This window comes from Sphingosinicella microcystinivorans (assembly GCF_003634215.1).
GTDB lineage: Bacteria > Pseudomonadota > Alphaproteobacteria > Sphingomonadales > Sphingomonadaceae > Sphingosinicella > Sphingosinicella microcystinivorans.
Map to the genome: position 1 here is coordinate 142,965 of NZ_RBWX01000011.1, position 22,569 is coordinate 165,533.

The window sequence follows — 22,569 nt, forward strand, 5'->3', positions numbered from 1 at the left end:
CTTCCCGAACGGGGAGGACGCATGGATTCAACAACGGTTTCTGCGCACGCCGCGCTCCGCCGGTTCCTTTCAGAAACACGGCGGCACAGCCTCGATCTCGCCGCGCCGCTTTCGGACGCGGACGCGAGCGCGCAGTCGATGCCCGATGCCAGCCCTGCGAAATGGCATCTGGCGCACACGACATGGTTCTTCGAAACCTTCGTGCTGGCCACGCATGAGCCGAGCTATCAGGTGTTCGATCCGGGATACGGCTTCCTGTTCAACAGCTACTATGAGGCCGCAGGGCCGCGCCTGCGCCGCGATCGTCGCGGGCTTCTGACACGTCCGGCGCTTGCCGATATTCTCGCGTGGCGCGCGCATGTGGACGACGCGCTTGAGCGAGCGCTCAATGGCCTGCCGGAAACCGCTCACGCACTGATCACGCTCGGCTGCCACCATGAACAGCAGCATCAGGAACTGCTGCTGACCGATATCCTGCACCTGTTCTCGGAAAACCCGCTAGCGCCCGTCTATGCAGAAAACGCCCCCTTCCCGGCGGCAGGCGCCAATGCCCACGACTGGCTGACACATCCCGGCGGTATCGTCTCCATCGGCCACACGGGAGACAGCTTTGCGTTCGACTGCGAAATGCCCCGCCACCCCGAGCTGTTACAACCCTTCGCGCTCGGATCCCGACTCGTGACGAACGCCGAATGGGCGGCGTTCATCGACGATGGCGGCTACCGCACGCCGACGCTCTGGCTTTCGGACGGATGGGCGTGGGTGGAGCAAAATGACGTCACCGCGCCGCTCTACTGGCAGCGTGAAGACGGCAGCTGGTCCACGATGACACTCGCCGGACGGCAGCCGGTCGATGCCGCGGCGCCCGCAACACATGTCAGCTATTTCGAGGCCGACGCCTTCGCACGCTGGGCAGGGGCGCGGCTGCCACGCGAGACGGAATGGGAAGCGATGCCCGAAAATCCGGCGCTGTCCCAAATGTTCGGCGCCTGCTGGCAGTGGACCCAAAGCGCTTACACCGCCTACCCCGGCTTCCGCACAGCGGCGGGGGCGGTCGGCGAATATAATGGCAAGTTCATGTGCGGGCAGTTCGTGCTGCGCGGTTCGTCGTGCGCGACGCCCGCAGGCCATGCCCGCCCCACCTATCGCAACTTCTTCTATCCCCACCAGCGCTGGCAATTCACCGGCGTGCGGCTGGCGAAGGACATTTAGGAACGGATGCGTCATGACGTCAGTCGCCGATACCCTGCTGGACAGTGATTTTGCAGATGCCGTGGTGCGCGGCCTCTCGCAGCCTCGCAAGGTGATCCCCGCACGCTACCTTTACGACCGTCGCGGCTCCGAGCTTTTCGAGGAGATCACTGAACTTCCTGAATATTACCCGACCCGGACTGAAACCGGCCTCCTGAATGCGCACGCACCAGAAATCGGACGCATAGCGGGCACCGGCAAGGTGGTGGTCGAGTTCGGCTCCGGCTCCTCGACCAAAACCCCGGTCTTCGTGGAGGCACTGCGCGCCGCCGCCTATGTGCCGATCGATATTTCGGCGAGTTTCCTGCGCGATGCCGCCGCCCGCCTGGCACGGATGCTGCCGGAACTCGATATCCTGCCGGTGGCCGCAGACTTCACGAAGCCGATCGCACTTCCCAGTGCCGTTAAGGGCCGCCCGATGATCGGCTTCTTCCCCGGCTCCACGATCGGCAATCTCACGCACGCTGCCGCCGTCGACCTGCTGCGCGCATTCCGTGCCACGCTCGGGGGCGAGCCGTGGCTGGCCATCGGCATCGACCTGCGCAAGAACCCGCGCTTGATCGAGGCGGCGTATGACGATTCTGCGGGGGTGACCGCGGCGTTCAACCTCAACCTGCTGGCACGGATCAACCGCGAACTGGATGGCAATATCCCGCTTGATGCCTTTGAACACCGTGCGCCGTGGAACGACGACCTCGGGCGTATCGAAATGCATCTCGCTGCGACGCGCGATGTCCGCTTCCATGCGGGCGGCGAGACATTCTCTCTGCGCGAAGGAGAGACGATTCACACCGAAAACAGCCACAAATACACGATCGAGGAGGCGCGGCTGCTGGCCCGCGCCGCCGGCTGGCGACCGGTCCGCTATTGGACCGACGCGCGTGCGTTGTTCAGCTTCCACCTGTGGCGCGGAGACGCGGACGCAATGGAGCCTTAGAATATCGCGGAAAAGCGGAGCGGTTTTCCTGCGAATACGGCGCAGGCGCCAAGGCGCGATTTGACGATGATCTGACGGAGCATTGGCGGGGCGGCTGACGCGGGCGGCCTAGAAGAACAAGTGTCGGTAGTGGTGGTCGCAGCTGCTGCCGGCACGTTATTCTCTTCGAAAGCACGAAACCATGCCGTCCGATCTCAAGCGCGTCCTCATTGCCGCCGCGCTCGCCGCCGCCGCATTCAACGCCACTGCACCCGCAAGTCGCGTCATTGACATGCCCAGTGCGCCTGCGTTGCTCGCCGGTGCCGACGCGGCGCCGCGTACCTTCCTGGCAGAGCATAGGCCGAGCCGAATCCGGCTTGGAAAATGCGCGGGCGATGAGGATATCCCCTTCACCAACCTCCTCGAAATCTGATGCTCATCCTCTTTGTCTCTGGCGCTTTCCCGGCGCTGGACGTAGGCAATGCGGACTGAATCCAACAGGCAGGAGGCAGAAACCATGAGCATACCCCCGACAATCACACGTGTGCAGCTCGGCGGCTCCAGCGACCCGACGTTCATCATCAAGGACGGCGAGACGTATTACGTTACGCAGTCGGTCGCGACCTACGATCTCGCCCAGGCGAAGACCCAACAGGAAAAGACCGACGTCGAAAACCTCGTCCGCATCTTCGAAGCCGCGAAGAAGGCTGGCGATTCGGTCGAGGCCGTGAAGCTGCCGAAGGCAAACAACGTAATGTCCTTCCAGCAGACCTGGGGCGGCGGCAACTAGAACGGATCGCGACTCGTGACGCGCGGTAACGCTGCCGGAGCCCGGCGGCGAATGGATGATTATGCCCGGCGCCTTCCCGAATGGCTGACGCTGGTACCGCCGTCCGATCGTTGGCGACAGGTCGAGTCGGAAGCGCTGTTGTCGCGGCTCGGCCCGGTGCGCGATTGGGCTGGTATCACCCGGATCGGCGAAGTGACGCATCTCGATCGCGTGGGGCTGCCGGTGTTTCAGGCGGTGCGGCCGATGAGCCGCTCGCTCGCCGTGCATCAGGGCAAGGGTCGGTGCGACGCCGACGCACGTATATCCGCCGTGATGGAAGCGATCGAAGGGGCCTGCGCGGAATCGGTGCAAGCAGACGGGCCCTGCTGCCGCTTCGATGCGCTTCCCGAAGAGGAACGGCTACCTCGCTTCCTCGATTATGGCGAACTCCGTCCAAGCCGCCGCGCGTGGCCGGATACGCCCATCCGCTGGCACAGGGCCGAGCGCTTTCCCGAAGGCGGGACTGTCTTTGTCCCCTTCGACACCGTTTCGGTGGACTTCACGTTCGACGGCGACAGCCCCTTCGCGCGTTCAAGTCTTGGTCTCGGGGCCGGCGCAAGCCTTGAGGATGCAACCGTTGCGGCGATCCTCGAACGCATTGAGCGTGACGCACAGGCCTACTGGCTGAAAAGCGGCATGGCGGGCCAAGCGCGCGCGCGCGTCGATCCGCAGACGATCGAAGTTCCTTGGTTCGCTGCACTCACCGATCATCTCGCGGGACTTGGGATCGCGATTGCCGTCTATGTGGTCGAGGGCGCCGGGCAGCTGCCCGTGGTCATGTGCCGTCTCGACGATCCGGGCTATGCGCCCTCGTTTCTCGGTGCCGCGTGCCGTTTCGATCCCGACGACGCGCTGTTTCGCGCCTTCGCCGAGGCAGCGCAATCGCGCCTCACCATCATCAGCGGCGCCCGCGACGACATCGCGCCCGAAGAACCGAAGCAGCTCGGGCATCGGGCCCTCGGCGCGCCCACAGGCCAGAGCGTGGACTGGCGCGGTGTCCAGAGCGCGTATGCCGAGCGCCCGTCTCTCGATACGCTGTGCGCGCGCCTCGCGGCGGACGGCATTCGAAACATGGCGCGCTGCGACCTCTCCCCGCCTCAAGACGGTGTCAGTGTCGTGAGGCTCTGGATACCGGGCATGCTGGGCTCCGAACAATGCCTCTAAGTGTTTATCTCGGCCCCACGCTCGCCCCCGAAAATCGTCCCGCAGATGACGACATCACATATTTTCCCCCCGCAAGCGCCGGAGACATGCTCTCGCTCGCCAAACAGTCGCCGCACCGCGTGCTCCTTATCGATGGGGTTTTCGAGGCCGCGAGAGCGCCGTGGCACAAAGAAATCCTCGTGCTGCTCGCCAACGGCTTCGATGTCTGGGGTGCCGCCAGCCTCGGCGCGCTTCGCGCCGCCGAGCTTCACACGTTCGGCATGCGCCCCCACGGGGCCATCGCACGGGCTTATGCTGCCGGACGGATCATCGGCGACGACGAGGTCGCCGTCGCCCATGCCCCGGCTGAATTCGGCCACCGTGCGCTTTCGCTCGCGCAGGTCGATGTGCGCGCCACGCTCGCCGCAGCGCTCCGGCTACGGATACTGAGCAGGGACGAGGCCAATCGCCTGCGCGACGCGTCGCGCGCCATCTTCTTCAAAGACCGCACGATGCCGGCGTTGATCGCTGCCGCCGGGGCGCTGCTGCCGAACCCCGAGCGTTTCACGGCATGGCTGTCCACCGGCTTCGTCTCCCAGAAGGCCCGCGACGCGCAAGGTGCCATCGCCGCAGCGCGCACCGTGCCGTTTTCGCCCAGCCGCCGCGAACCACCGCCCGAGACGCTGTTCCTCAAGCGGCTTCGGGATGAGCGTCCCTGAGCACTGGGCCGAGGTAGGAGGAGAACAGCGACCAGTGTTCGGGTTTCCGGAACGGCAGGTGCGTGTGCAGCCACGACACCATGTTGGCGTCCGTCATCGGCACATCAGGCGACCAGATCGCTGCGATACGCCGCCGCCACGCCGCCGCCATCGTCGGCCCGGCGGGATGCCCGACCGCGCAGCTGGCAAGCACGCCGTAGAGATCGGCGAACAGCGTCGGCTCCACGATGAGATCGAAATAGGCCACCGCCTCCTCGGGCTTCCGCTGCATCAGCTTCAGAAAGCCGAGGTCCTCGAAGAAATTGTCGTTGGGCAACGGATCGAGATCGAGACAGCGCTGCAGATAGTCGCCGCCCTTCGCGTGCTCCCCAAGGAAGATAAGGCCGAACGCCGCCTCCTTGATCCGCTCCGAATGATAGGGGTTGAGCTCCACCGCCTTTTCGAAATGCGCGCGCGCGGCATCCCATCCGCCGCGCCAGAGCTGGCACCAGCCCATTACCGTGTAACCGTGGATATGACCGCGATCGAGCGACAGCGCGGTCTTCGCGAGTTCAAAGGCGCGCACACGGTTCGGCGCCGGATCGATACCTGCGATCTTGTAGAAATAGTTGGTGTTATAAAGCCGGATGAGATGCGGATAGGCCACCGCAAGCTCCGGCGCGTCTGCGATCACGCCTTCGAGAAGGTCGGCCGCCGCCTTCCCTTCGTGGAGCGTGGTCGCCGTTCGGGCGCGGTGTCGGGCGACGAGGTAGCGGTCGTAGACGGCGCTTGGCTGCGCGCGCGGAACCGCATCGCGCTCGACGCGCGGCGTTACGGCACCGATGATGCGGTCCACCATCGCGTCGATCGCTTCCTGAAGGTCGCTCACCTCGATCGACACCGGATTCGACCAGACGACCGAACGATCGGAAAGGCGCGTGAGCACCGGGGTCACGCGCATGTGCGTGCCCGACTGTCGGAGCGTCGCGGTAAGCGCATACGCGATCGTTCCAGCGCCGAACATCGTCGCCTCATCCGACGAAGGCATGCGGTCTTCCACAAGCACGCGCAGATCCTTGAAGCGGGAGAGCCCCGACAAGACCTCCTCGCGCACACCGTCAGCAAGGTGCATCAGATTGCTCGCGAAACCCGTTTCGACGAATGGGCACACCAGCAGCAGCGGCGGGCCGTCGTGAGTGGGGAGCACAGGAAGGGTGGGCGCCGTCGGCGCAACCGGCTCAGCCACCGGCGTGCTGGCAACGGCGGCAAGCGCATCGAGCGCCGCGGGGCCCGGCGCCGTGCCCAGTTCGGCAGCGAGATAGTCCCGCAGTTTCTGAAAGCGGCGGTGGGCGATCGGCGCCGCGCCGCGCATCGCATCCGCGCGCATCGCGAGCACCGTGACCTCTTCGTCGCCCGGATCGCGCAGCAGATAGTGATCGGCAATGCGCCGGGCCGACTCCGCGTCGCCGGTTTCGATCGCCCGCGCAAGGCCGCGCCGCGCCGCATCAGCAAGCCGCGCATCAAAATCGGCGCGCGCGAGCGTCAACCACTCATCATATTCATCGCTGACGAACAGCCCGCCGAGCAGCTGTTCCCGCCCCGCGGTTTCAATCGCGTCCGCGATGCTGGCACAGGGCCCGGCCATCGCTGCCTCGATCTCGGCGATATCGCTCGTCCAGCCAGCGCCCAGCGAAACGCTTTCCCGGTCCGAGGAGAGAATCTCGACGCCTGTATCGCCCGCGGCGCTGCGCACCTCGAGCAGGCACTGCCGCAGGCTTCCGCGCGCCTGCGCTTCGCCGCGATCACCCCAGAACAAGTCGGCAAGCCGTGCGCGCGTGGCTGTATAGCCGCGCGACAGCGCAAGATAGGCAACGAGTGCGCGCGCGCGCTTGGAACGCGGCGTGACATCCGCGCTACCGACGCTGAATCGCACCTCTCCCAGGAGCTGCAAACGCAAATGCACGCCATCGCCGCCCGGCGATGTCTCCCTGTTCACGACCGACCCCGACTGCTTCTTTTTGGAGTTGCGCCATTTTGGCACGCGAATTCTTCACGTCAAACGGTGAGTTGTCTGCCTTGGGCGTTGACACATACGTCCCTTTGACGCAGGTCCTCCCGCGATCCGGCTCCCAGAGGCCGGGCCAGCTTTCCGGAGGATGCCGATGAAGATCCTAGTGCCCGTGAAGCGGGTTATTGACTACAATGTCAAAGCGCGCGTGAAGTCCGACCAGTCGGGCGTAGAACTTGCAAACGTCAAGATGAGCATGAACCCCTTCGACGAGATTGCCGTCGAGGAGGCCATCCGTCTGAAGGAAAAGGGGGCCGCGACCGAGATCGTCGTGGTTTCCATCGGCGTTCAGCAGTGCCAGGAGACACTCCGCACTGCGCTCGCGATGGGCGCCGACCGCGGTATCCTCGTCACCACCGACGTTACCACGGAGCCGCTCGCGGTCGCCAAGATCCTTGCGAAGATCGCCGAGGCCGAAGCGCCCGGCCTCATCATCCTCGGCAAGCAGGCGATCGACGACGACGCCAACCAGACCGGCCAGATGCTCGCCGCCCTGCTTGGCTGGGCGCAGGGCACCTTCGCCTCCAAGGTCGAGGTGGCAGGCGACAAGGTCAATGTGACGCGCGAAGTCGATGGCGGCCTTGAGACGCTGAGCCTCAAGGCTCCGGCGATCATCACCACCGACCTCCGCCTCAACGAGCCGCGCTACGCGTCGCTGCCGAACATCATGAAGGCGAAGTCGAAGCCCATCGAGACCAAAACGCCGGACGACTACGGCGTCGATGTCACGCCGCGGCTGAAGACGCTGAAAGTCACCGAGCCGCCGAAGCGGCAGGCGGGCATCAAGGTCGATTCGGTCGACACCCTCATCGGCAAACTCAAGGAAATGGGAGCGATCGCATGAGCGTCCTCGTCCTCGCTGAACATGACAACGCCTCGATCAAGGACGCGACCCGCGTCGCCGTAACGGCTGCCGGCAAGCTCGGTGGCGACGTGCACGTGCTCGTCGCCGGCCAGGGTGCACAAGGCGCCGCCGACGCCGCCGCGAAGATCGCTGGCGTCTCGAAAGTGCTGCTCGCCGACGATGCGGCCTATGCCAACGGCCTCGCCGAAAACGTTGCGCCGCTGATCGAAGGCCTGATGGCGAACTACGACGCGCTCGTCGCGCCCGCCACGACGTCTGCCAAGAACATCATGCCGCGTGTCGCTGCGAAGCTCGATACGCAGCAGATTTCCGAGATCACCGGCATCGTCGACGCGAGCACGTTCGAACGCCCGATCTATGCAGGCAACGCCATCGCCACCGTGGAGTCGGCCGACACGAAGAAGGTCATCACCGTGCGCGGCACCGCCTTCGAGAAGGCGGCTGACGGCGGCTCGGCGAGCGTCGAGGCGGTTTCCGGCAGCGGCGACGCGGGTCTTTCAAGCTTCGTCGGCGCCGAGATCGCCAAGCTTGAGCGTCCTGAGCTCACCTCCGCCAAGATCATCGTTTCGGGCGGACGCGCGCTGAAGGACAGCGACACGTTCCAGCAGGTCATCTTCCCGCTCGCCGACAAGCTCGGCGCGGCGGTTGGCGCATCGCGCGCTGCCGTCGATGCGGGCTATGTGCCGAACGACTATCAGGTCGGCCAGACCGGCAAGATCGTCGCGCCGGAGCTTTACATCGCGATCGGCATCTCGGGCGCCATCCAGCACCTTGCGGGCATGAAGGATTCGAAGGTGATCGTCGCCATCAACAAGGACGAGGACGCCCCGATCTTCCAGGTCGCGGATCTCGGCCTCGTCGGTGACCTGTTCACCATCGTCCCCGAACTCACGCAGAAGCTGTAGCACCATGAAAACGATCGGGGTCATCGGCTCGGGCCTGATGGGCAACGGCATCGCGCACGTCTCCGCGCTCGCCGGTTTCGACGTCATCCTTTCGGATGTCGAACTGGCACGCGCCGAGGCGGGCAAGGCAGTGATCGAGAAGAATCTCGGCCGCGCCGTAGCCAAGGGCACGATGCAAGTGGAAGAGGTGGAGGCCACGCTCGCGCGCATCCGCCTGACTACCGACCCCGCCGATTTTGCCGATTGCGATCTCGTGATCGAGGCCGCGACGGAGAACGAGGCGGTCAAGAAGGCGATCTTCAAGGGCCTCGCCCTGAAAGACTCCGCGCTTCTCGCCTCCAACACCTCGTCGATCTCGATCACGCGCCTCGCGGCAGCGACAGATCGCCCCGACCGTTTCGTCGGCCTGCACTTCTTCAACCCCGTCCCGGTGATGAAGCTCGTGGAGATCATCCGCGGGCTCGCGACGTCGGACGCCACGACCGCGGCGATGCACGCCTTCTGCAAGGCGATCGGCAAGACCACGGTGGAAGCGCTCGATAGCCCGGCGTTCATCGTCAACCGCGTGCTCTGTCCGATGATCAACGAGGCGATCTTCGCGCTCGGCGAAGGGGTCGGCTCCGTGGTGGATATCGACCAGGGCATGCGCCTTGGCGCCAATCACCCGATGGGCCCGCTGACGCTCGCCGATTTCGTGGGCCTCGATACGCTGCTCAGCGTCATGCACGTGATGCAGGAAGCGACCGGTGATCCCAAGTATCGCCCGGCGCCGCTGCTCGTGAAGTACGTCGAGGCCGGCTGGTACGGCAAGAAGTCCGGCAAGGGCTTCTACGATTATTCCGGCGAGACGCCCGTTCCCACCCGCTAAACCGAGAGCAGAAGGCCCGCGAGGGCCGCGCTCATCAGGTTCGCAAGGCTGCCCGCAACGAGCGCCTTGATGCCGAGTCGTGCAATCATCGGCCGCTGGCTGGGCGCAAGACTGCCCGTCACGGCCATCTGAATCGCGATCGAGCTGAAGTTGGCGAAGCCGCAAAGCGCGAAGGTCACGATTGCCACGGTCGCGGGCGAGAGCGCCGCCTGCTGCGCGCTGAGATCGATGTAGGCCACGAATTCGTTGAGCACGACCTTGGTGCCGAAGAGGCCGCCCGCGATGCCGGCTTCGTCCCACGGCACGCCGAGCAGGTACATGATGGGCGCGAAGACGTGGCCGATCAGCTGCTGGAAGGTAAGCCCCTCCAGCCCGAACCAGCCGCCGACGCCCGAAAGCAGCCCGTTCGCCAGCGCGACCAGCGCCACGAACGCCAGCACCATTGCCCCCACGGCGACCGCGAGCTTGACGCCGGTCTGCGCACCCTGCGCGGCTGCCATGATGATGTTCGCGGGTTTTTCCTCGTCGTGGTCGGATATCTCCACGACCTCGCCCTGCGTGCGCGCGAGATCCGCAGGATCGTCGGGCATCATCAGCTTCGCCATCAATATGCCGCCCGGCGCCGCCATGAAGCTCGCCGCGAGCAGATAATCGATGCTGATCCCCATGGAGGCGTAAGCGGCAAGGATGGTGCCCGCAACGCCGGCCATGCCGGACGACATCACCGCGAACAGCTGCGCGGGGCTGAGGCCCGCGAGGTAGGGCCGGATCACGAGCGGTGATTCGCTCTGGCCGACGAAGATGTTCGACGCCGCGCACAGCGATTCGACCTTGCTGATCCCGGTGATCTTTTCAAGCGCACCGCCGATCCAGCGGATGACGAGCTGCATCACACCGAGGTGATAGAGAATGGCGATGAGCGCGGCGAAGAAGATGATCGTCGGCAGCGCCTGAAACGCGAAGCTCTGCCCGAGCGGATCGCCGAGCAGCTTTCCGAACAGGAATTCGGAGCCCGCCCGTGCATAGCCGAGCAGTTCGCCAACGCCCGCGGAGAGCCAGGCGAGCGCGCGCCGCCCAGCCGGAACATAAAGCACGAGCACAGCGATTCCCGCCTGAAGCGCGAAGGCGGCGCCCACAACACGCAGGCGGATAGCCTTGCGGTTGGAGGAGAATAGAACGGCGATGGCGAGAATGAGTGCGATGCCGCCAAGGCCGATCAGTATGCGCATTGTTCCCCCGGCAAATATCCGCGCCCAAGCATCCAGCTATATAGCTTTCTCGGACTGCGAAAAGCGGTTAGCAACAGGGCCGATGACGACCTCCGCGCCGCCGATATCCCGCTCGCTCTTCGTGCTCTCAGTCCTCTACGGCGGCATGACCTGCATTGCCGGTATCCTCGGCAACAAGCAGGTGGCGTTGGGGCCGCTCGCGGTGGAGGCCGGCATCTTCGCGTTTCTGCTGCTTGTCGTGCTGTCGAGCGCAGTCGCGGAGCTTCATGGACGCGAGACCGCGAACCGGCTGGTGGTACTGGGTTTCGTGCCATTGATCGTGTCGATGCTGCTGATCCTTACCGTGCTCGCCTTGCCCGCTTCGCCAGAGATGGACCCGCAGCGGCTGGCCGGTTTCCAGCTCGTGCTGGCGCAGAGCCCGCGGCTGATGGGCGCCGGAATTGTCGCCTACGGCATCTCGCAGCTTCTGAACGTCGGCCTTTTCAGTTTGATGCGCCGCGAAGGCGGACTTCTCTGGCTGCGCGGCGCGCTTGCGAGCGTGCTGTCTCAGATCGTCGACACGCTGATCTTCATCACGCTTGCCTTCTACGGCGTGTTCCCGATCCTCGACCTGATGATCGGCCAGATGCTGACGAAGGTGGTGCTGTCGGTCGTGCTGGTGCCGCCGCTGATCCACGGCTTCGTCGTACTGGGCCGGAAACTCGACGCGAACAGCTAGCGACAGGTTGGCGCGTGGTCGCCGTCCTCGATCTCGACGGTGGCGTGATCGACGCCGAAACGTGATTGCAGCCTTTCGCGAATGGCCCTTTTCACAAGTGCAGAAGAGGCATCCGCACGGATACGCGCGTGCAGCGTTGCCATCGGCCGCTCTTGGCTGATCGACCAGACGTGGACGTGATGAATGCTCTCCACCCCGTCGACGTTCGCTGACAGATCCGCGACAACCGTATCCGCCTCGAGCCCTGCCGGTGCACCTTCGAGCAGAATATGCGCGGCATCCCGTGTCACGGCCCATGCACTTCGGAGGATGATGAGCGCCACGAAGACCGATAGCAGCGGATCGGCCGCCGTCCATCCGGTATAGAGAATGACGATCGCGGCGGTGATGGTCCCGACCGAGCCAAGAAGATCGCCCGCGACGTGCGCGAGCGCGCCGCGCACATTGAGATTGCCCCGATCCGCGCCAAAGAGCAGCCAGAAGGCAAGGATGTTCACGACGAGACCGGCGACCGCGATGCCCAGCATCGTCGGCGCCGCAATGGCGGGCGGATTCTGGAGACGCTCCACGGCTTCCCAGACGATGAACGCGGCGATCACAAACAGCGTGAGACCGTTCACGAAGGCGACAAGCACCGAAAAGCGATCGAAACCGAACGTGCGCCGCCAGTCCGCCGGCCGCCGCGCCAGCCGGAACGCGAACCAGGCGAGCGCGAGCGCCGCGAAATCGGTGAGCATGTGCCCCGCGTCCGCAAGCAGCGCCAGCGAACCGGAAACGATCCCGCCCACGACCTCGGCAATCATGAAGCCGCCCGTGAGCAGCGCAGCAAGGCCGACGCGGTGCTCGTTGCCGACACTCACGGTCGGCGCGTGCGAATGGCTATGTCCGTGACCGTGACCGTGATCATGGCCGTGGTCATGATCCGTGTGCGGGTGGTCGTGGTCGCGGCTCATGCGAAAACTCTGACGCTCTTTGGACGCAGCGTCAATAAAAACAGAATGTTACGTGATATCACCGTGCGGCTCGCAGCTCTTTTCGAACCACCAGTTTCAAGCCTGACCAGACTGCATCGACAGCACAGACCTTCACATCGACGAAGCCGAGCGGAAGCGCGGCGGCACGCACGACGTCTTCGGTGATGTCGGTTTCGACTTTCGCGCTCTTCTTCGGCCATGAAACCCACACCATACCCGTGGGCGCGAGGAGGATGCGCAAAGCTGCAAGATCGTCTTCCAGCGCGCTGCGCCGCGTTTCGAAAACATGGGCGAACGCAAGCCCGGGTTCAGGCACCGCAACGAGGCGCTGAACGGTGCCCGATGCGGCGATCTCCTCCGCAACCGTTTCGGGCATCCCCTTTCGCCACGCGGTTTCGCCGTCGCGAACCCCGAGCTTGCGGGCAAGCGGGGTTCCTGAATAGCCCGCGGCGGACCCTGTCATCTTCTCTTCCCCTTTCGCGCCGAGCCTTTATAGCGGCGCACGATCATGCCTGAGGAGTCCTGCCGAATGTCCGCCGACCACACGCCCGATCCGGCCATGCTCGCCAAGGCCGAAACGCTGACGGAGGCGCTGCCCTTCATCCAGAAATATGTCGGCCAGACCTTCGTGGTGAAATACGGTGGCCACGCGATGGGCGACCCTGAGCGCGCGATCGATTTCGCGGAGGACGTGGTCCTTCTGAAGGCGATCGGTATCAACCCGATCGTCGTGCATGGCGGCGGGCCGCAGATCGGCAACATGCTCGGGCGGCTCGGCATCAAGTCGGAGTTCGTGGACGGCCTGCGCGTTACCGATGCGGCCACTGCGGAAGTCGCTGAAATGGTCCTGGCAGGCGCGATCAACAAGGACCTCGTCAGCTGGATCGGCCGTGCAGGCGGCACCGCCGTCGGCATTTCCGGCAAGGATGCCAAGCTCGTGACGGCGCGCAAGCTGACGCGCACGGCGCGCGACCCGGACAGCGCCATCGAACGGGTCGTCGACCTGGGCTTCGTGGGCGAGCCGATTTCCGTGAACGCCAAGATCCTGGACCTGATGACGCGTTCAGACGTGATCCCGGTGATCGCGCCGATCGCCGAGGATGCGGAAGGCCACACCTACAACATCAATGCCGACACGATGGCGGGCGCGATCGCGGGCGCAGTGGGCGCGGCGCGGCTGATGCTGCTAACCGACGTGCCGGGCGTGCTGGCGAAGGACAAGTCGCTGCTGACCGACCTGACGCCCGCGCGCATTGAGGAATTGATCACCGACGGCACGATTTCGGGCGGCATGATCCCGAAGCTCGAAACCTGCCTGTCTGCAGTGACCGGCGGCGTTGAAGCCGCTGTTATTCTGGATGGCCGCGTGCCGCATGCGCTGCTGCTTGAAATCTTCACGCGCAAGGGGGCGGGTACGCTGATCCGCGCTTAGCCGAAAGTTGCGCCGCGCAACTTTTCAGACCGTGCCGAGCGCGCGCTGAATGCGGTGAATCCGAAGGCACGGAATCACGATCAGCAGGTTGGCGAGCCCGACCGCGAGCAGGATTTGCGGCACGTCCAGTCCCGCTTTCAGAAGCACGCCCGAGCCGAGCGCCGCGGCGACCATGAAGCCGGAATTGATAATGTTGTTGGCCGCGATGGTGCGCGCCCGCGCGGACGGATCGCTCGCCGTCTGCAGCAACGCATAGAGCGGCACGATGAACGCGCCAGCAGCGACGGACAGCCCGAAGAGATCGAGCACGATCCGCCAGCTGCCGGGATCGGCAAGGAAAGCGCCGACACCGATGAGTTCGGCATGCGGAACATCGAATGCAAGGATCGCAAAGTAGAGGTCGGCGATGAACGCGGTCATCAGCACGGCGGACGCGGGGGCATAGCGCACCGAGACGGCACCTTTCAGGAGCCGCGCGACAACGAGCGAGCCGGTCGCGACGCCCACCGAGAAGATGGTGAGAAACAGCGTGGCCACGGTTTCCGCGCCGCCGAGATCGCCCTTCACCAGCGGCACGAACAGGCTGGTGAACACGGCGCCCACCGACCAGAACCACGAGACGGCGAGCACCGCGCGGCCGAGCTGCGGATCGCGCGTCACCTCGCGCGTGATGCGGAGCGAGCTTGCGAGGATGTTCCATTCGATACGCGCGCGGCCGGGCGGGGGCGCTGCAGGCACCTGCCGGCCGCTGACATAGCCGAGCACAGCGACCGCCACGATTCCCCACGCCGAAACCTGCGGCGCGAGGAGGCCCCCGGCGACTTGTCCCGTGAGAATGGCGATGAACGTACCCGCTTCGACGAAGCCGGTGCCCGTGAGCAGTTCCTGCGGCGCGAGATGCTGGGGCAGGATCGCATATTTGATCGGCCCGAAGAATGTGGAGTGCAGGCCCATGGAAAACAGTACCAGCATCATCAGCGGCACAGAACCAAGCGTCAGCGCCGCCGCGCCGACAAGCATGATGCCGATCTCGGCCGCCTTGATGATGCGGACGAGCCGCGCCTTGTCGACGCTGTCGGCGATCTGCCCGGCGAGCGCGGAAAACAGCACGAACGGCAGGATGAACACGCCCGCCGCCGCCGTGACGATCTGCGCCGAGGCGGCCGTGTCTCCCGCCAGCAGCGTGTAGGTGATGAGGAACAGCATCGCCGTCTTGTAGAAATTGTCGTTGAACGCGCCCAGGAACTGGGTGGCGAACAGCGGCCCGAAGCGGCGCGCGGCGAGAAGAGGGATGCCCACGGCGGCGGACGCTAGCGCGGCGCGGGGACCTGCGAAAGCCCATCCTTGCGGAATGCGCCGCAGCGCGCCAGAATTGCCGCCTGAAAACAGTGGAGTCTCGATTATGGCAAGCAGACCGGAAACACAGGGTTTCGATCTCAACCGGCCGACCATCGTGGCGCTGTTGATCCTCGTCGGCGCCGTTTCCGGCCTGCCGACACTGTTGGGAGCGATCCTCGCCTATGTGTGGCGCGGCGCAGCAGAGAACGCTGCGTGGGAGGAGAGCCACTACGCTTATCACATCCGCGGTTTCTGGATCACGGTGGTTTGCGTGATCGCCTTGAGCGTGTTGACGCTCCTGACCTTCGGGCTCGCCGCGTTCCTGTTTCCGCTGATTTCGATTTGGCTTGTCGTGCGCGCCGTCGTTTCGATCGCGAAGGCCCAGCGCCACGAGCCCATGCCGGACCCGAATACGTATCTATGGTAATGCGGCGGGCGTGCCGCGAAACGTCCTGGGGAGAGTTTTAGCAATGAGCGACGCCGCGACCGCGACGTATCCCGTGCCCGCGCATACAGCCGCGCGGACGATCTGTGATGCCGACACTTACGAGGCGATGTACCGCCGGTCGCTTGAAGATCCGGACGGGTTCTGGCGCGAGCAGATCGGCATCGTCGACTGGATCAAGACGCCGGGTGTGATGGGCAACTGGTCTTACGCGCCGGTCGATATCAAATGGTTCGAGGACGGCGTGTTGAATGCGTGCGTCAACTGCATTGACCGGCACCTGCCGGCGCGGGCGGACCAGCCGGCGATCGTCTGGGAGGCAGACGACCCGAACGCTGCGTCCATTACGCTCACCTACGCCGAGCTACATGCGGAGGTGTGTCGGTTCGCGAACGTGCTGAAGGCGATGGGCGTCCAGAAGGGCGACCGCGTGACGATCTATCTGCCGATGATCCCCGAGGCCGCCGTCGCCATGCTGGCCTGCGCGCGAATCGGCGCAGTGCATAGCGTTGTTTTCGCTGGATTTTCTGCGGAAGCCGTCGCCGGGCGCATCGACGACGCGAAAAGCGACTTCATCATCACGGCGGACGAAGGCCGCCGTGGCGGCAAGACGATCCCGCTCAAGCAAACCATCGATGACGCCATCTGTCACGCCTGGCATGACGTCAAAGGCGTCCTCGTCGTGCGCCATACCGGCGCCAACGTGCCGATGACGCATGAACGCGACGTGTGGTGGCACGAGCAGCGCGAAACCGTCTCCGCCGACTGCCCGGCAGAGCCGATGAACGCCGAAGACCCGCTGTTTATCCTCTACACATCGGGCTCCACCGGAAAGCCGAAGGGTGTGCTGCACACCACCGGCGGCTATCTCGTGTGGACGACGCTGACCTTCAAATACGTGTTCGACTGGCGCGACGAGGGCGCGCTCCACTGGTGCACCGCCGACGTGGGCTGGGTGACGGGACACAGCTACATCGTCTATGGCCCGCTTTCGAACGGCGCATCGACCCTGATGTTCGAAGGCGTCCCCAACTATCCGGCGGTCGACCGCTTCTGGGCCGTGATCGAAAAGCACAAACCCGCGACGTTCTACACCGCGCCGACCGCGCTCCGCGCGCTGATGCGCGAGGGCGACGAACCCGTGCTGAAGCACGATCTCTCCTCGCTCCGCCTGCTCGGCACCGTCGGCGAACCGATCAACCCGGAAGCCTGGCTCTGGTATCACCGCGTCGCTGGCAAGGAGCGCCTGCCCATCGTCGATACGTGGTGGCAGACGGAAACCGGCGGCATCCTGATCTCGCCGCTGCCGGGCGCGATCCCCACCAAGCCGGGCAGCGCGACGAAGCCGTTCTTCGGCATCGAGCCCGCGCTGGTCGACGCGGAAGGCAAGTTCGTGGACGGCCCCGCCTCTGGCAACCTTGTCATCAAGCGCTCATGGCCCGGGCAGGCGCGCAGCCTCTACGGCGATCACCAGCGCTTCATCGAGACCTATTTTTCCGCTTACAAGGGCCTCTATTTCACTGGCGACGGATCGCGACATGACGAGGACGGCTATTGGTGGATCACCGGCCGCGTCGACGACGTGCTCAACGTCTCGGGCCACCGGCTGGGCACCGCCGAAGTCGAATCCGCGCTCGTCGGGCACGCGAAAGTCGCCGAAGCGGCGGTCGTCGGCTACCCGCACGACATCAAGGGACAGGGCATTTACTGCTACGTCACGCCGATCGCAGGGGTAGAGGGCGACGCCGCGCTCGAAGCCGAGCTGAAGGCGGAGGTGCGGCGCGAGATCGGACCGATCGCAACGCCCGACCAGATCCACTTCACCCCCGCGCTGCCCAAGACGCGCTCGGGCAAGATCATGCGCCGCATCCTGCGCAAGATCGCCGAGAACGATTTCGGCTCGCTGGGCGATACAACGACGCTCGCCGACCCGTCGGTGGTCGACAGCCTGATCGCAGGACGAAAAAACCGGTAGGCGAAACCAAATCATAACGTCCGCAAACTATGCGGGAACGATTGCCGGAACCGCCCAAGTCCGGCAATATACGCTCCGGCTGCGGGCGGCGCCGGAAACGGCGACTGGGGTTTCGCCAACCAGCACATTTGAACATGGGGAATGTTATGAAGATCCTGAAAACACTTGGCTTCGGCGTTGCCGTGGCCGCCATGGCCGTCGCTTCGGGCACGGCATCCGCGCAATCGCAGTCCTCCGCGCGCAAGGCGCAGACGAAGAGCATGCAGGAAATCCCGGTCTGCCAGAAGCGGCTCGGCACGGTTTCGATCGTCGAGCCGGACACCAACTGGTGGCAGCAGCTTGGCCTCGGCAGCCCGGAAGCGATCATCAAGCTGTTCGTGATGAAATCCGGCTGCTTCGGCCTCGTCGATCGCGGCAAGGGCCTCGCCAGCCGCAACATCGAGCGCGCTCTTGCCGATTCCGGCGAACTGCAGGCGAACTCCAACATCGGCAAGCGCCAGGTGAAGGCAGCCGACTATTTCATCGTTCCCGATCTCGTTTCCAAGAACGAGAACTCGGGCGGCGGCGGCATCGGCGCCATTGCGGGCGGCCTGCTCGGCAGCCGCACGCTCGGCATGATCGCGGGCGGCCTTTCCACGAAGAGCAAGGAAGCCAACGTGATGCTCACGCTGGTGAACGCGCGCACCACGGAGCAGGAGCGCCTGACCGAAGGTTACTTCCGCAAGAAGGACCTTTCGTGGGCGGCCGGCGGCGGCGGCGGCTGGTGGGGCGGCTTTGGCGGTGCCGGCGGCGGCGGCTATTCGAACACCGAGATCGGTCAGGTCATCACGCTCGCCTATCTCGACGCCTACAAGCAGCTCGTGACGCAGCTCGGCGGTCTGCCGGTAGACCCAAGCGCTGCGGCACCGGTCGCGCAGTAAACACCAATACGCCGGAAAGGGGCGGCTCCGCTTGGCGCCGCCCTTTTTCTTTGCCCGAAAGAATATACGTGACCGAAAAGACCGTCTGGAAAGGCCGCTTCCTCGAAGCCGTCGTCGAAAACGACTGGGAATATGTGCGCCGGCCCGGGGGCATGGGCGCGGCGGTGATCCTTGCCGTGACGGAGGCCCGGGAGATCGTGCTTGTCGAGCAGCACCGCGTGCCGCTCGGCGCGGCGTGCCTTGAACTTCCGGCCGGTCTCGTTGGCGACGACGGGCCCGAAGAGGTGCTGACGGCGGCGCGCCGCGAACTTGAGGAAGAAACCGGCTTTCACGCGGACGCCGTGGAAGACCTCGGCATGTTCACCTCCTCCCCCGGCATGACCAGCGAGCACTTCACGCTGGTACGGGCAACGGGTCTTGCGCGGGTGGGCCCCGGTGGTGGCGTCGATGGCGAGGCCATCACCGTTCACTGCGTTCCGATTTCGACACTGCCGGCGTTTATCGCCGAAAAGCGCCGCGCAGGCGTGATGATCGACGTTCGGCTGCTCGCCGCGCTGACACTTCTGTAAGGGCGCGGGACTTGCGGCAAACCGCTGTCGCCGTCTAGGGGAGTGCCATGACCGCATCCAACGACCGCGACAACGGCATCCCGGAAGACGTTCTCGCCTCCGTCCGCCGTCTCATCGAATGGGCCGGAGACGACCCCGCCCGCGAGGGACTTGCCGATACGCCCGGTCGTGTCGCGCGCGCCTATCGCGAGTATTTCCGCGGCTATGACGAAGATCCCGCGCGCCACCTTTCGCGTACCTTCGAAGAGGTCGGCGGCTATGACGAGATCGTGCTGCTGCGCGACATCGCATTCCAGTCGCACTGCGAACATCACATGGCGCCGATCATCGGCAAGGCGCACATCGCCTATCTGCCGGGCGACCGCGTGGTCGGCATTTCGAAGCTCGCGCGCGTCCTCAAGGGCTTCGCCTCGCGCCTTCAGGTGCAGGAGCGCCTGACCGCCGAGGTCGCCGACTGCATCTGGGAACACCTTCAGCCGCGCGGCGTCGCCGTCGTGATCGAGGCGGCGCACGCCTGCATGTCCGCACGCGGCGTCAACACGCCGGGCGTCACCATGACGACAAGCCGCATGATGGGCGTGTTCCGCGAGGACGAACGCAGCCGCAAGGAAGTGCTGAGCCTGATGGGGCTGTGACGCCCCGCTAACCCTCGCAGAACAAGCGCCCGTTGCGATTGCCTGCTCGGTATGATGGGCATTGGCGCGGGCTGAGAGCGGAGCGCTGCCAGCCGCCGCTTGCGTTCTGGCACATGGCCGTCAGTGTTCCGTTGCTGCTCGTGCTGCTGTCACGGCAGCTTGTTTCATACGAGCCGCGCCAGCGATAATTGCCGCTGCCGGATGTTTCGCAGAAGAGCGTGCCGTTGCGGTTGCCGAAGGCGCGGCAGGTGCCGATGCGGGCCATGGTCTGACGATAGGCATTGTTCGACGTCATGCACTGCGCGCGGAGGTAGCCGTTGCGGACCTGACCGTCGCGGCAGGACTGCTGCCACGAGCCGCCGGGCAGCGGGCCCGGAAGCGGTGTCGGCCGATCATTCTCGTAACCCATACACGCGGCAAGCAAGAGCGGCGCGGCCAGCACACCGACAAGTCCCGTAACCCGCATTGGCCCTCTCCCCAGTTGAATGGGGATCTTCGAGTCACTGCGACTCGAAAAGCCCCAGTATTGCAGGAGGATACACCAGTTCCCGAGACCCCGGAAGCGGATCACCGCATTGCGGCGATCCAGTCTCGCACCAGCGCGACGCCGGCTTCGTCGGGCTGCGTCCGGCCAAGCTCCGGCATCATCACGCCGGGTTCGGTCGATTCCATGCGATAGGTCAGGATCGAGCGATCGGGATGCCCGGGATCGATCGAGACCATGCGCCCGCCCGAGCCGCGCCCCGCCGCGACCGGCCCCTTGCCGATGCCTATATGCGGACCGACCGGGGTCTCCCAGGTGAGGAACAGGCCGGAGTTCGACGCGGGGCCATCGGGCTTGTGGCAGTGGCCGCAATTGACGTCGAGATAGGCGCGGGCGCGGTGTTCGAGGCTTTCGCCTGTGTCCTTCCAATCCGGCAGGCGCGGCGCGTTTTCGGGAACGCCGGTGACAAGGCCGAGGCGCGAGAGGCGCGCGAGATTGTTCTCGCCCTGGAAATCATGGTTGAGATTTCGCGCCTTGGGGCCGATCGGCACCAGCGCATTGCCCGCGGCGTGGCAGCCTTTGCACTGGTTGACGTTCGGCACCTGCCAATCGAGCGCGACCCGCTTTCCCGTACCGTCATGCCCCGTTACCGCGATGCGGACGCCTGCACGCTTCAAGGTCGCGGCGCTATCGTCGGCGTTCCACACATAAGGCCACGCCTTCCAGCCATCCGTCTGATGCACGAGCAGCCGCGTTTCGATGAGATCGAGGCTGCCGTCGGCGCGCGCGAACCCGAAATGCTTGATGAGCACGCTGCCGATGGGGATATCGAGCAGCCCCTCGCCCGCGTAGCGCGCCGTCTTGCCCTCCGGCACATAAAGGAAGCGCGCCTTGTCCGCATGATCGGAGAACAGCGGGGTCGCGAGGCCATAGCGCACGACGCGGGCGTTCGGGCGGATGGCGCCGCTATCGAGGAACAGCCCGGTTTCAGCGAGCGTCGCCGGCGCGGCCGCCCCTGCCAGCGCCGCATCGTTCACCGCTGGAGGCGCGGCGGAGGCGACCAGCAGCGCGGCCGCAAGCAGGGCGGCAGCGCGCAGCATCACGGCATCGGCTGATCGGCGGGAAGCACTACGGCGGCAAGCGTTGCGGAAGCGCCCGCAGGCGCAACGGGCGCGGGCTGTGCCTTCGTGGGCGGCGTTCCGGCAACGGCGAGACCGAGCGACACCATCGGCACGTCGCTCGCCGGCGTCGTCGTGCTGTCATCCGGCTTGTCGCCGAAACGCGTGACGCCGTCCCACATCACCGGCGGCAGACCGCCGCCGAGCGCCGCGGCAAGTTCGGTACCGCCGGGAAATTTGGGGTCCCAGCCATTCTTGCCGAGCGTATTTCCGAAGATGCGCACGTTTCGCGCCAGCGGATTGTAGCTCGCGTCCTCGAACGGCCGCACGTAGGAGACGACCATCACCGCCGCGGTGCGATTGCCTTCGATGCGGTTGCCGGAAACTTCGACGTTTTCATTCGCCATCACCATGATGCCGAGGCCCTGCGGCACCTCCGCAACGATGTTGCCGGGCGGAGCGAAGTTCGGCGTGTCGTTGTCGACAACCGTGTTCGAGAAGATGCGCGTGGAATGCCCGCCCATCTTCGGCAGGTTTGGCAGATCGAAGACGAGTATGCCGCCGGTGTTGTGGTGCGCGAGATTGCCGTAGACGTCGGCGTGCTTCGAATTCTCGATCTCGATACCCGCGACGTTGAAGCTGACGCGGTTGCCCCTGACGATGATGTTTTCGGACTGGCCGACGTAGACGCCCGCGTCGGAACAGGCGACGACCTCCGAATTCTGCACGAGCACGTTCGTCGCTTCGACGGGGTATAGGCCGTAGGCGCCGTTGTCCTTATGGGGCCCGCGTGTCCAGACGACGCGCAGATTGTCCATCGTGATGCGATCGACGCCCTTCGCCTTGATGCCGTCGCCTTTCGTGTCCTCCACCGCGAAGCCGGTGAGGAGCACGCGGTCCGACGTGACGAGCAGCCCTTCGCCCGCCCCTGTCTGCCCCTTGAAGCTGAGCCGCGTCTTGTCCGGCCCGGCGCCGCGCACGGTGACATTGTCGACATCGAGCGACAGGCCATTGGTAAGCCGGTAGGTGCCCGCCGCGAGGTCGATTACATCGCCCGGCTGCGCCTCGATAAGCGCGGTCTGGAGTGCTTCCTGATCATTGTCGCCCGGCGCGACGGAAATTGTCTTCGCCCATCCGGGCGAGGCCGAGACCAGCAGGAAAACGAGAAAAGCCGTGGTCCGCATCACCA

Annotated in this window: 24 protein-coding genes; 16 read left to right on the forward strand and 8 right to left on the reverse strand. The window is 65.1% G+C overall.

Translation table 11 applies throughout. The features are described 5' to 3' along the window. The first annotated feature begins 21 nt into the window (after positions 1-21). The 6 genes from egtB (at position 22) to DFR51_RS17035 (ending at position 4,858) form a co-directional block, all read left to right on the forward strand. Positions 22-1,212 carry an ergothioneine biosynthesis protein EgtB gene (gene egtB, locus DFR51_RS17010; protein WP_121053366.1) on the forward strand — a complete coding sequence of 397 codons (1,191 nt, stop codon included), beginning with the start codon at positions 22-24 and terminating at the stop codon, positions 1,210-1,212. Positions 1,213-1,225: 13 nt separating this feature from the next. Continuing rightward, complete coding sequence (egtD, locus tag DFR51_RS17015; protein ID WP_121053367.1) at positions 1,226-2,188, forward strand: L-histidine N(alpha)-methyltransferase; 963 nt, start codon at positions 1,226-1,228, stop codon at positions 2,186-2,188. A gap of 181 nt (positions 2,189-2,369) precedes the next feature. Continuing rightward, positions 2,370-2,600, forward strand: a complete 231-nt coding sequence (locus DFR51_RS17020; protein ID WP_121053368.1) for a hypothetical protein — start codon at positions 2,370-2,372, stop codon at positions 2,598-2,600. Positions 2,601-2,684: 84 nt separating this feature from the next. Next, positions 2,685-2,957, forward strand: coding sequence for a glycoside hydrolase family protein (locus DFR51_RS17025; RefSeq protein WP_126494512.1), 273 nt, complete (start codon positions 2,685-2,687; stop codon positions 2,955-2,957). A gap of 51 nt (positions 2,958-3,008) precedes the next feature. Next, positions 3,009-4,160: a YcaO-like family protein gene (locus DFR51_RS17030; protein ID WP_121053370.1), complete on the forward strand. Its 1,152-nt coding sequence runs from the start codon at positions 3,009-3,011 to the stop codon at positions 4,158-4,160. Next, positions 4,151-4,858: a TfuA-like protein gene (locus tag DFR51_RS17035; RefSeq protein WP_121053371.1), complete on the forward strand. Its 708-nt coding sequence runs from the start codon at positions 4,151-4,153 to the stop codon at positions 4,856-4,858. Before DFR51_RS17030 ends, DFR51_RS17035 begins: the two co-directional genes overlap by 10 nt. Here DFR51_RS17035 and DFR51_RS17040 read toward each other — a convergent pair. Beyond that, positions 4,830-6,833, reverse strand: a complete 2,004-nt coding sequence (locus tag DFR51_RS17040) for a BTAD domain-containing putative transcriptional regulator (RefSeq protein ID WP_126494509.1) — start codon at positions 6,831-6,833, stop codon at positions 4,830-4,832. The two genes, DFR51_RS17035 and DFR51_RS17040, sit on opposite strands and share 29 nt — an antisense overlap. Positions 6,834-6,999: 166 nt before the next feature. Between DFR51_RS17040 and DFR51_RS17045 the strand changes: the two genes are divergently transcribed. Genes DFR51_RS17045 through DFR51_RS17055 form a run of 3 tightly spaced genes read left to right on the forward strand, consistent with a single transcriptional unit; the run spans position 7,000 to position 9,543 of the window. Then, positions 7,000-7,749 carry an electron transfer flavoprotein subunit beta/FixA family protein gene (locus tag DFR51_RS17045; RefSeq protein WP_121053435.1) on the forward strand — a complete coding sequence of 250 codons (750 nt, stop codon included), beginning with the start codon at positions 7,000-7,002 and terminating at the stop codon, positions 7,747-7,749. Next, positions 7,746-8,675 carry an electron transfer flavoprotein subunit alpha/FixB family protein gene (locus tag DFR51_RS17050; RefSeq protein WP_121053373.1) on the forward strand — a complete coding sequence of 310 codons (930 nt, stop codon included), beginning with the start codon at positions 7,746-7,748 and terminating at the stop codon, positions 8,673-8,675. Before DFR51_RS17045 ends, DFR51_RS17050 begins: the two co-directional genes overlap by 4 nt. Before the next feature lie 4 nt (positions 8,676-8,679). Further along, positions 8,680-9,543 carry a 3-hydroxybutyryl-CoA dehydrogenase gene (locus tag DFR51_RS17055; RefSeq protein ID WP_121053374.1) on the forward strand — a complete coding sequence of 288 codons (864 nt, stop codon included), beginning with the start codon at positions 8,680-8,682 and terminating at the stop codon, positions 9,541-9,543. Here the strand turns inward: DFR51_RS17055 and DFR51_RS17060 are convergent. Then, complete coding sequence (locus DFR51_RS17060) at positions 9,540-10,772, reverse strand: NupC/NupG family nucleoside CNT transporter (RefSeq protein ID WP_121053375.1); 1,233 nt, start codon at positions 10,770-10,772, stop codon at positions 9,540-9,542. The two genes, DFR51_RS17055 and DFR51_RS17060, sit on opposite strands and share 4 nt — an antisense overlap. An 82-nt stretch (positions 10,773-10,854) precedes the next feature. On the opposite strand from DFR51_RS17060, the gene DFR51_RS17065 reads away from it, so the two are divergent. Then, entirely contained in the window at positions 10,855-11,490 is a 636-nt protein-coding gene (locus DFR51_RS17065; RefSeq protein WP_121053376.1) for a queuosine precursor transporter, read from the forward strand. Here DFR51_RS17065 and DFR51_RS17070 read toward each other — a convergent pair. Continuing rightward, positions 11,487-12,443: a cation diffusion facilitator family transporter gene (locus tag DFR51_RS17070; RefSeq protein ID WP_121053377.1), complete on the reverse strand. Its 957-nt coding sequence runs from the start codon at positions 12,441-12,443 to the stop codon at positions 11,487-11,489. The genes DFR51_RS17065 and DFR51_RS17070 overlap by 4 nt on opposite strands. A 58-nt stretch (positions 12,444-12,501) precedes the next feature. Beyond that, on the reverse strand, positions 12,502-12,927 hold the full coding sequence (locus DFR51_RS17075; protein ID WP_121053378.1) for a DUF3052 family protein: 426 nt from the start codon (positions 12,925-12,927) through the stop codon (positions 12,502-12,504). 66 nt (positions 12,928-12,993) lie between these two features. On the opposite strand from DFR51_RS17075, the gene argB reads away from it, so the two are divergent. Then, the gene (gene argB / locus DFR51_RS17080) at positions 12,994-13,896 is read left to right on the forward strand and encodes an acetylglutamate kinase (protein ID WP_121053379.1); all 903 of its coding nucleotides are present in this window, start codon (positions 12,994-12,996) and stop codon (positions 13,894-13,896) included. Between the two features lie 24 nt (positions 13,897-13,920). On the opposite strand, the gene DFR51_RS17085 is transcribed toward argB, so the two are convergent. Next, the gene (locus tag DFR51_RS17085) at positions 13,921-15,195 is read right to left on the reverse strand and encodes an MFS transporter (protein ID WP_243445536.1); all 1,275 of its coding nucleotides are present in this window, start codon (positions 15,193-15,195) and stop codon (positions 13,921-13,923) included. A gap of 103 nt (positions 15,196-15,298) precedes the next feature. Here DFR51_RS17085 and DFR51_RS17090 point away from each other — a divergent pair, with 103 nt between their 5' ends. The 5 genes from DFR51_RS17090 (at position 15,299) to folE (ending at position 19,778) form a co-directional block, all read left to right on the forward strand. Next, a complete protein-coding gene (locus DFR51_RS17090) occupies positions 15,299-15,661 on the forward strand; it encodes a DUF4870 family protein (protein WP_121053381.1) in 363 nt (120 codons plus the stop codon). Positions 15,662-15,704: 43 nt separating this feature from the next. Continuing rightward, positions 15,705-17,654 (forward strand): acetate--CoA ligase, encoded by a 1,950-nt coding sequence (gene acs / locus DFR51_RS17095; protein ID WP_121053382.1) that lies wholly within the window; start codon positions 15,705-15,707, stop codon positions 17,652-17,654. Between the two features lie 146 nt (positions 17,655-17,800). Continuing rightward, positions 17,801-18,574 (forward strand): CsgG/HfaB family protein, encoded by a 774-nt coding sequence (locus DFR51_RS17100; protein WP_121053383.1) that lies wholly within the window; start codon positions 17,801-17,803, stop codon positions 18,572-18,574. Between the two features lie 68 nt (positions 18,575-18,642). Continuing rightward, entirely contained in the window at positions 18,643-19,143 is a 501-nt protein-coding gene (locus DFR51_RS17105) for an NUDIX hydrolase (RefSeq protein WP_121053384.1), read from the forward strand. Positions 19,144-19,190: 47 nt separating this feature from the next. Then, the gene (folE, locus tag DFR51_RS17110; RefSeq protein ID WP_121053385.1) at positions 19,191-19,778 is read left to right on the forward strand and encodes a GTP cyclohydrolase I FolE; all 588 of its coding nucleotides are present in this window, start codon (positions 19,191-19,193) and stop codon (positions 19,776-19,778) included. Positions 19,779-19,785: 7 nt separating this feature from the next. On the opposite strand, the gene DFR51_RS17115 is transcribed toward folE, so the two are convergent. The 3 genes from DFR51_RS17115 to DFR51_RS17125 all read right to left on the reverse strand — a co-directional run bounded on the left by DFR51_RS17115 (position 19,786) and on the right by DFR51_RS17125 (position 22,564). After that, complete coding sequence (locus tag DFR51_RS17115; RefSeq protein WP_121053386.1) at positions 19,786-20,244, reverse strand: CVNH domain-containing protein; 459 nt, start codon at positions 20,242-20,244, stop codon at positions 19,786-19,788. Positions 20,245-20,345: 101 nt separating this feature from the next. After that, positions 20,346-21,362, reverse strand: a complete 1,017-nt coding sequence (locus tag DFR51_RS17120) for an SO2930 family diheme c-type cytochrome (RefSeq protein WP_121053387.1) — start codon at positions 21,360-21,362, stop codon at positions 20,346-20,348. Next, positions 21,362-22,564 (reverse strand): parallel beta-helix domain-containing protein, encoded by a 1,203-nt coding sequence (locus DFR51_RS17125; protein WP_121053436.1) that lies wholly within the window; start codon positions 22,562-22,564, stop codon positions 21,362-21,364. Before DFR51_RS17125 ends, DFR51_RS17120 begins: the two co-directional genes overlap by 1 nt. Positions 22,565-22,569 lie beyond the last annotated feature (5 nt).

Excerpts from the sequence above, each read along its gene's own strand:
- egtB (WP_121053366.1), top strand. The coding sequence starts at position 22 with ATGGATTCAACAACGGTTTCTGCGCACGCCGCGCTCCGCCGGTTCCTT.
- egtD (WP_121053367.1), top strand. The coding sequence starts at position 1,226 with ATGACGTCAGTCGCCGATACCCTGCTGGACAGTGATTTTGCAGATGCC.
- DFR51_RS17020 (WP_121053368.1), top strand. The coding sequence starts at position 2,370 with ATGCCGTCCGATCTCAAGCGCGTCCTCATTGCCGCCGCGCTCGCCGCC.
- DFR51_RS17025 (WP_126494512.1), top strand. The coding sequence starts at position 2,685 with ATGAGCATACCCCCGACAATCACACGTGTGCAGCTCGGCGGCTCCAGC.
- DFR51_RS17030 (WP_121053370.1), top strand. The coding sequence starts at position 3,009 with ATGGATGATTATGCCCGGCGCCTTCCCGAATGGCTGACGCTGGTACCG.
- DFR51_RS17035 (WP_121053371.1), top strand. The coding sequence starts at position 4,151 with ATGCCTCTAAGTGTTTATCTCGGCCCCACGCTCGCCCCCGAAAATCGT.
- DFR51_RS17045 (WP_121053435.1), top strand. The coding sequence starts at position 7,000 with ATGAAGATCCTAGTGCCCGTGAAGCGGGTTATTGACTACAATGTCAAA.
- DFR51_RS17050 (WP_121053373.1), top strand. The coding sequence starts at position 7,746 with ATGAGCGTCCTCGTCCTCGCTGAACATGACAACGCCTCGATCAAGGAC.
- DFR51_RS17055 (WP_121053374.1), top strand. The coding sequence starts at position 8,680 with ATGAAAACGATCGGGGTCATCGGCTCGGGCCTGATGGGCAACGGCATC.
- DFR51_RS17060 (WP_121053375.1), bottom strand. The coding sequence starts at position 10,772 with ATGCGCATACTGATCGGCCTTGGCGGCATCGCACTCATTCTCGCCATC.
- DFR51_RS17065 (WP_121053376.1), top strand. The coding sequence starts at position 10,855 with ATGACGACCTCCGCGCCGCCGATATCCCGCTCGCTCTTCGTGCTCTCA.
- DFR51_RS17070 (WP_121053377.1), bottom strand. The coding sequence starts at position 12,443 with ATGAGCCGCGACCACGACCACCCGCACACGGATCATGACCACGGCCAT.
- DFR51_RS17075 (WP_121053378.1), bottom strand. The coding sequence starts at position 12,927 with ATGACAGGGTCCGCCGCGGGCTATTCAGGAACCCCGCTTGCCCGCAAG.
- argB (WP_121053379.1), top strand. The coding sequence starts at position 12,994 with ATGTCCGCCGACCACACGCCCGATCCGGCCATGCTCGCCAAGGCCGAA.
- DFR51_RS17090 (WP_121053381.1), top strand. The coding sequence starts at position 15,299 with ATGGCAAGCAGACCGGAAACACAGGGTTTCGATCTCAACCGGCCGACC.
- acs (WP_121053382.1), top strand. The coding sequence starts at position 15,705 with ATGAGCGACGCCGCGACCGCGACGTATCCCGTGCCCGCGCATACAGCC.
- DFR51_RS17100 (WP_121053383.1), top strand. The coding sequence starts at position 17,801 with ATGAAGATCCTGAAAACACTTGGCTTCGGCGTTGCCGTGGCCGCCATG.
- folE (WP_121053385.1), top strand. The coding sequence starts at position 19,191 with ATGACCGCATCCAACGACCGCGACAACGGCATCCCGGAAGACGTTCTC.
- DFR51_RS17115 (WP_121053386.1), bottom strand. The coding sequence starts at position 20,244 with ATGCGGGTTACGGGACTTGTCGGTGTGCTGGCCGCGCCGCTCTTGCTT.
- DFR51_RS17120 (WP_121053387.1), bottom strand. The coding sequence starts at position 21,362 with ATGCTGCGCGCTGCCGCCCTGCTTGCGGCCGCGCTGCTGGTCGCCTCC.
- DFR51_RS17125 (WP_121053436.1), bottom strand. The coding sequence starts at position 22,564 with ATGCGGACCACGGCTTTTCTCGTTTTCCTGCTGGTCTCGGCCTCGCCC.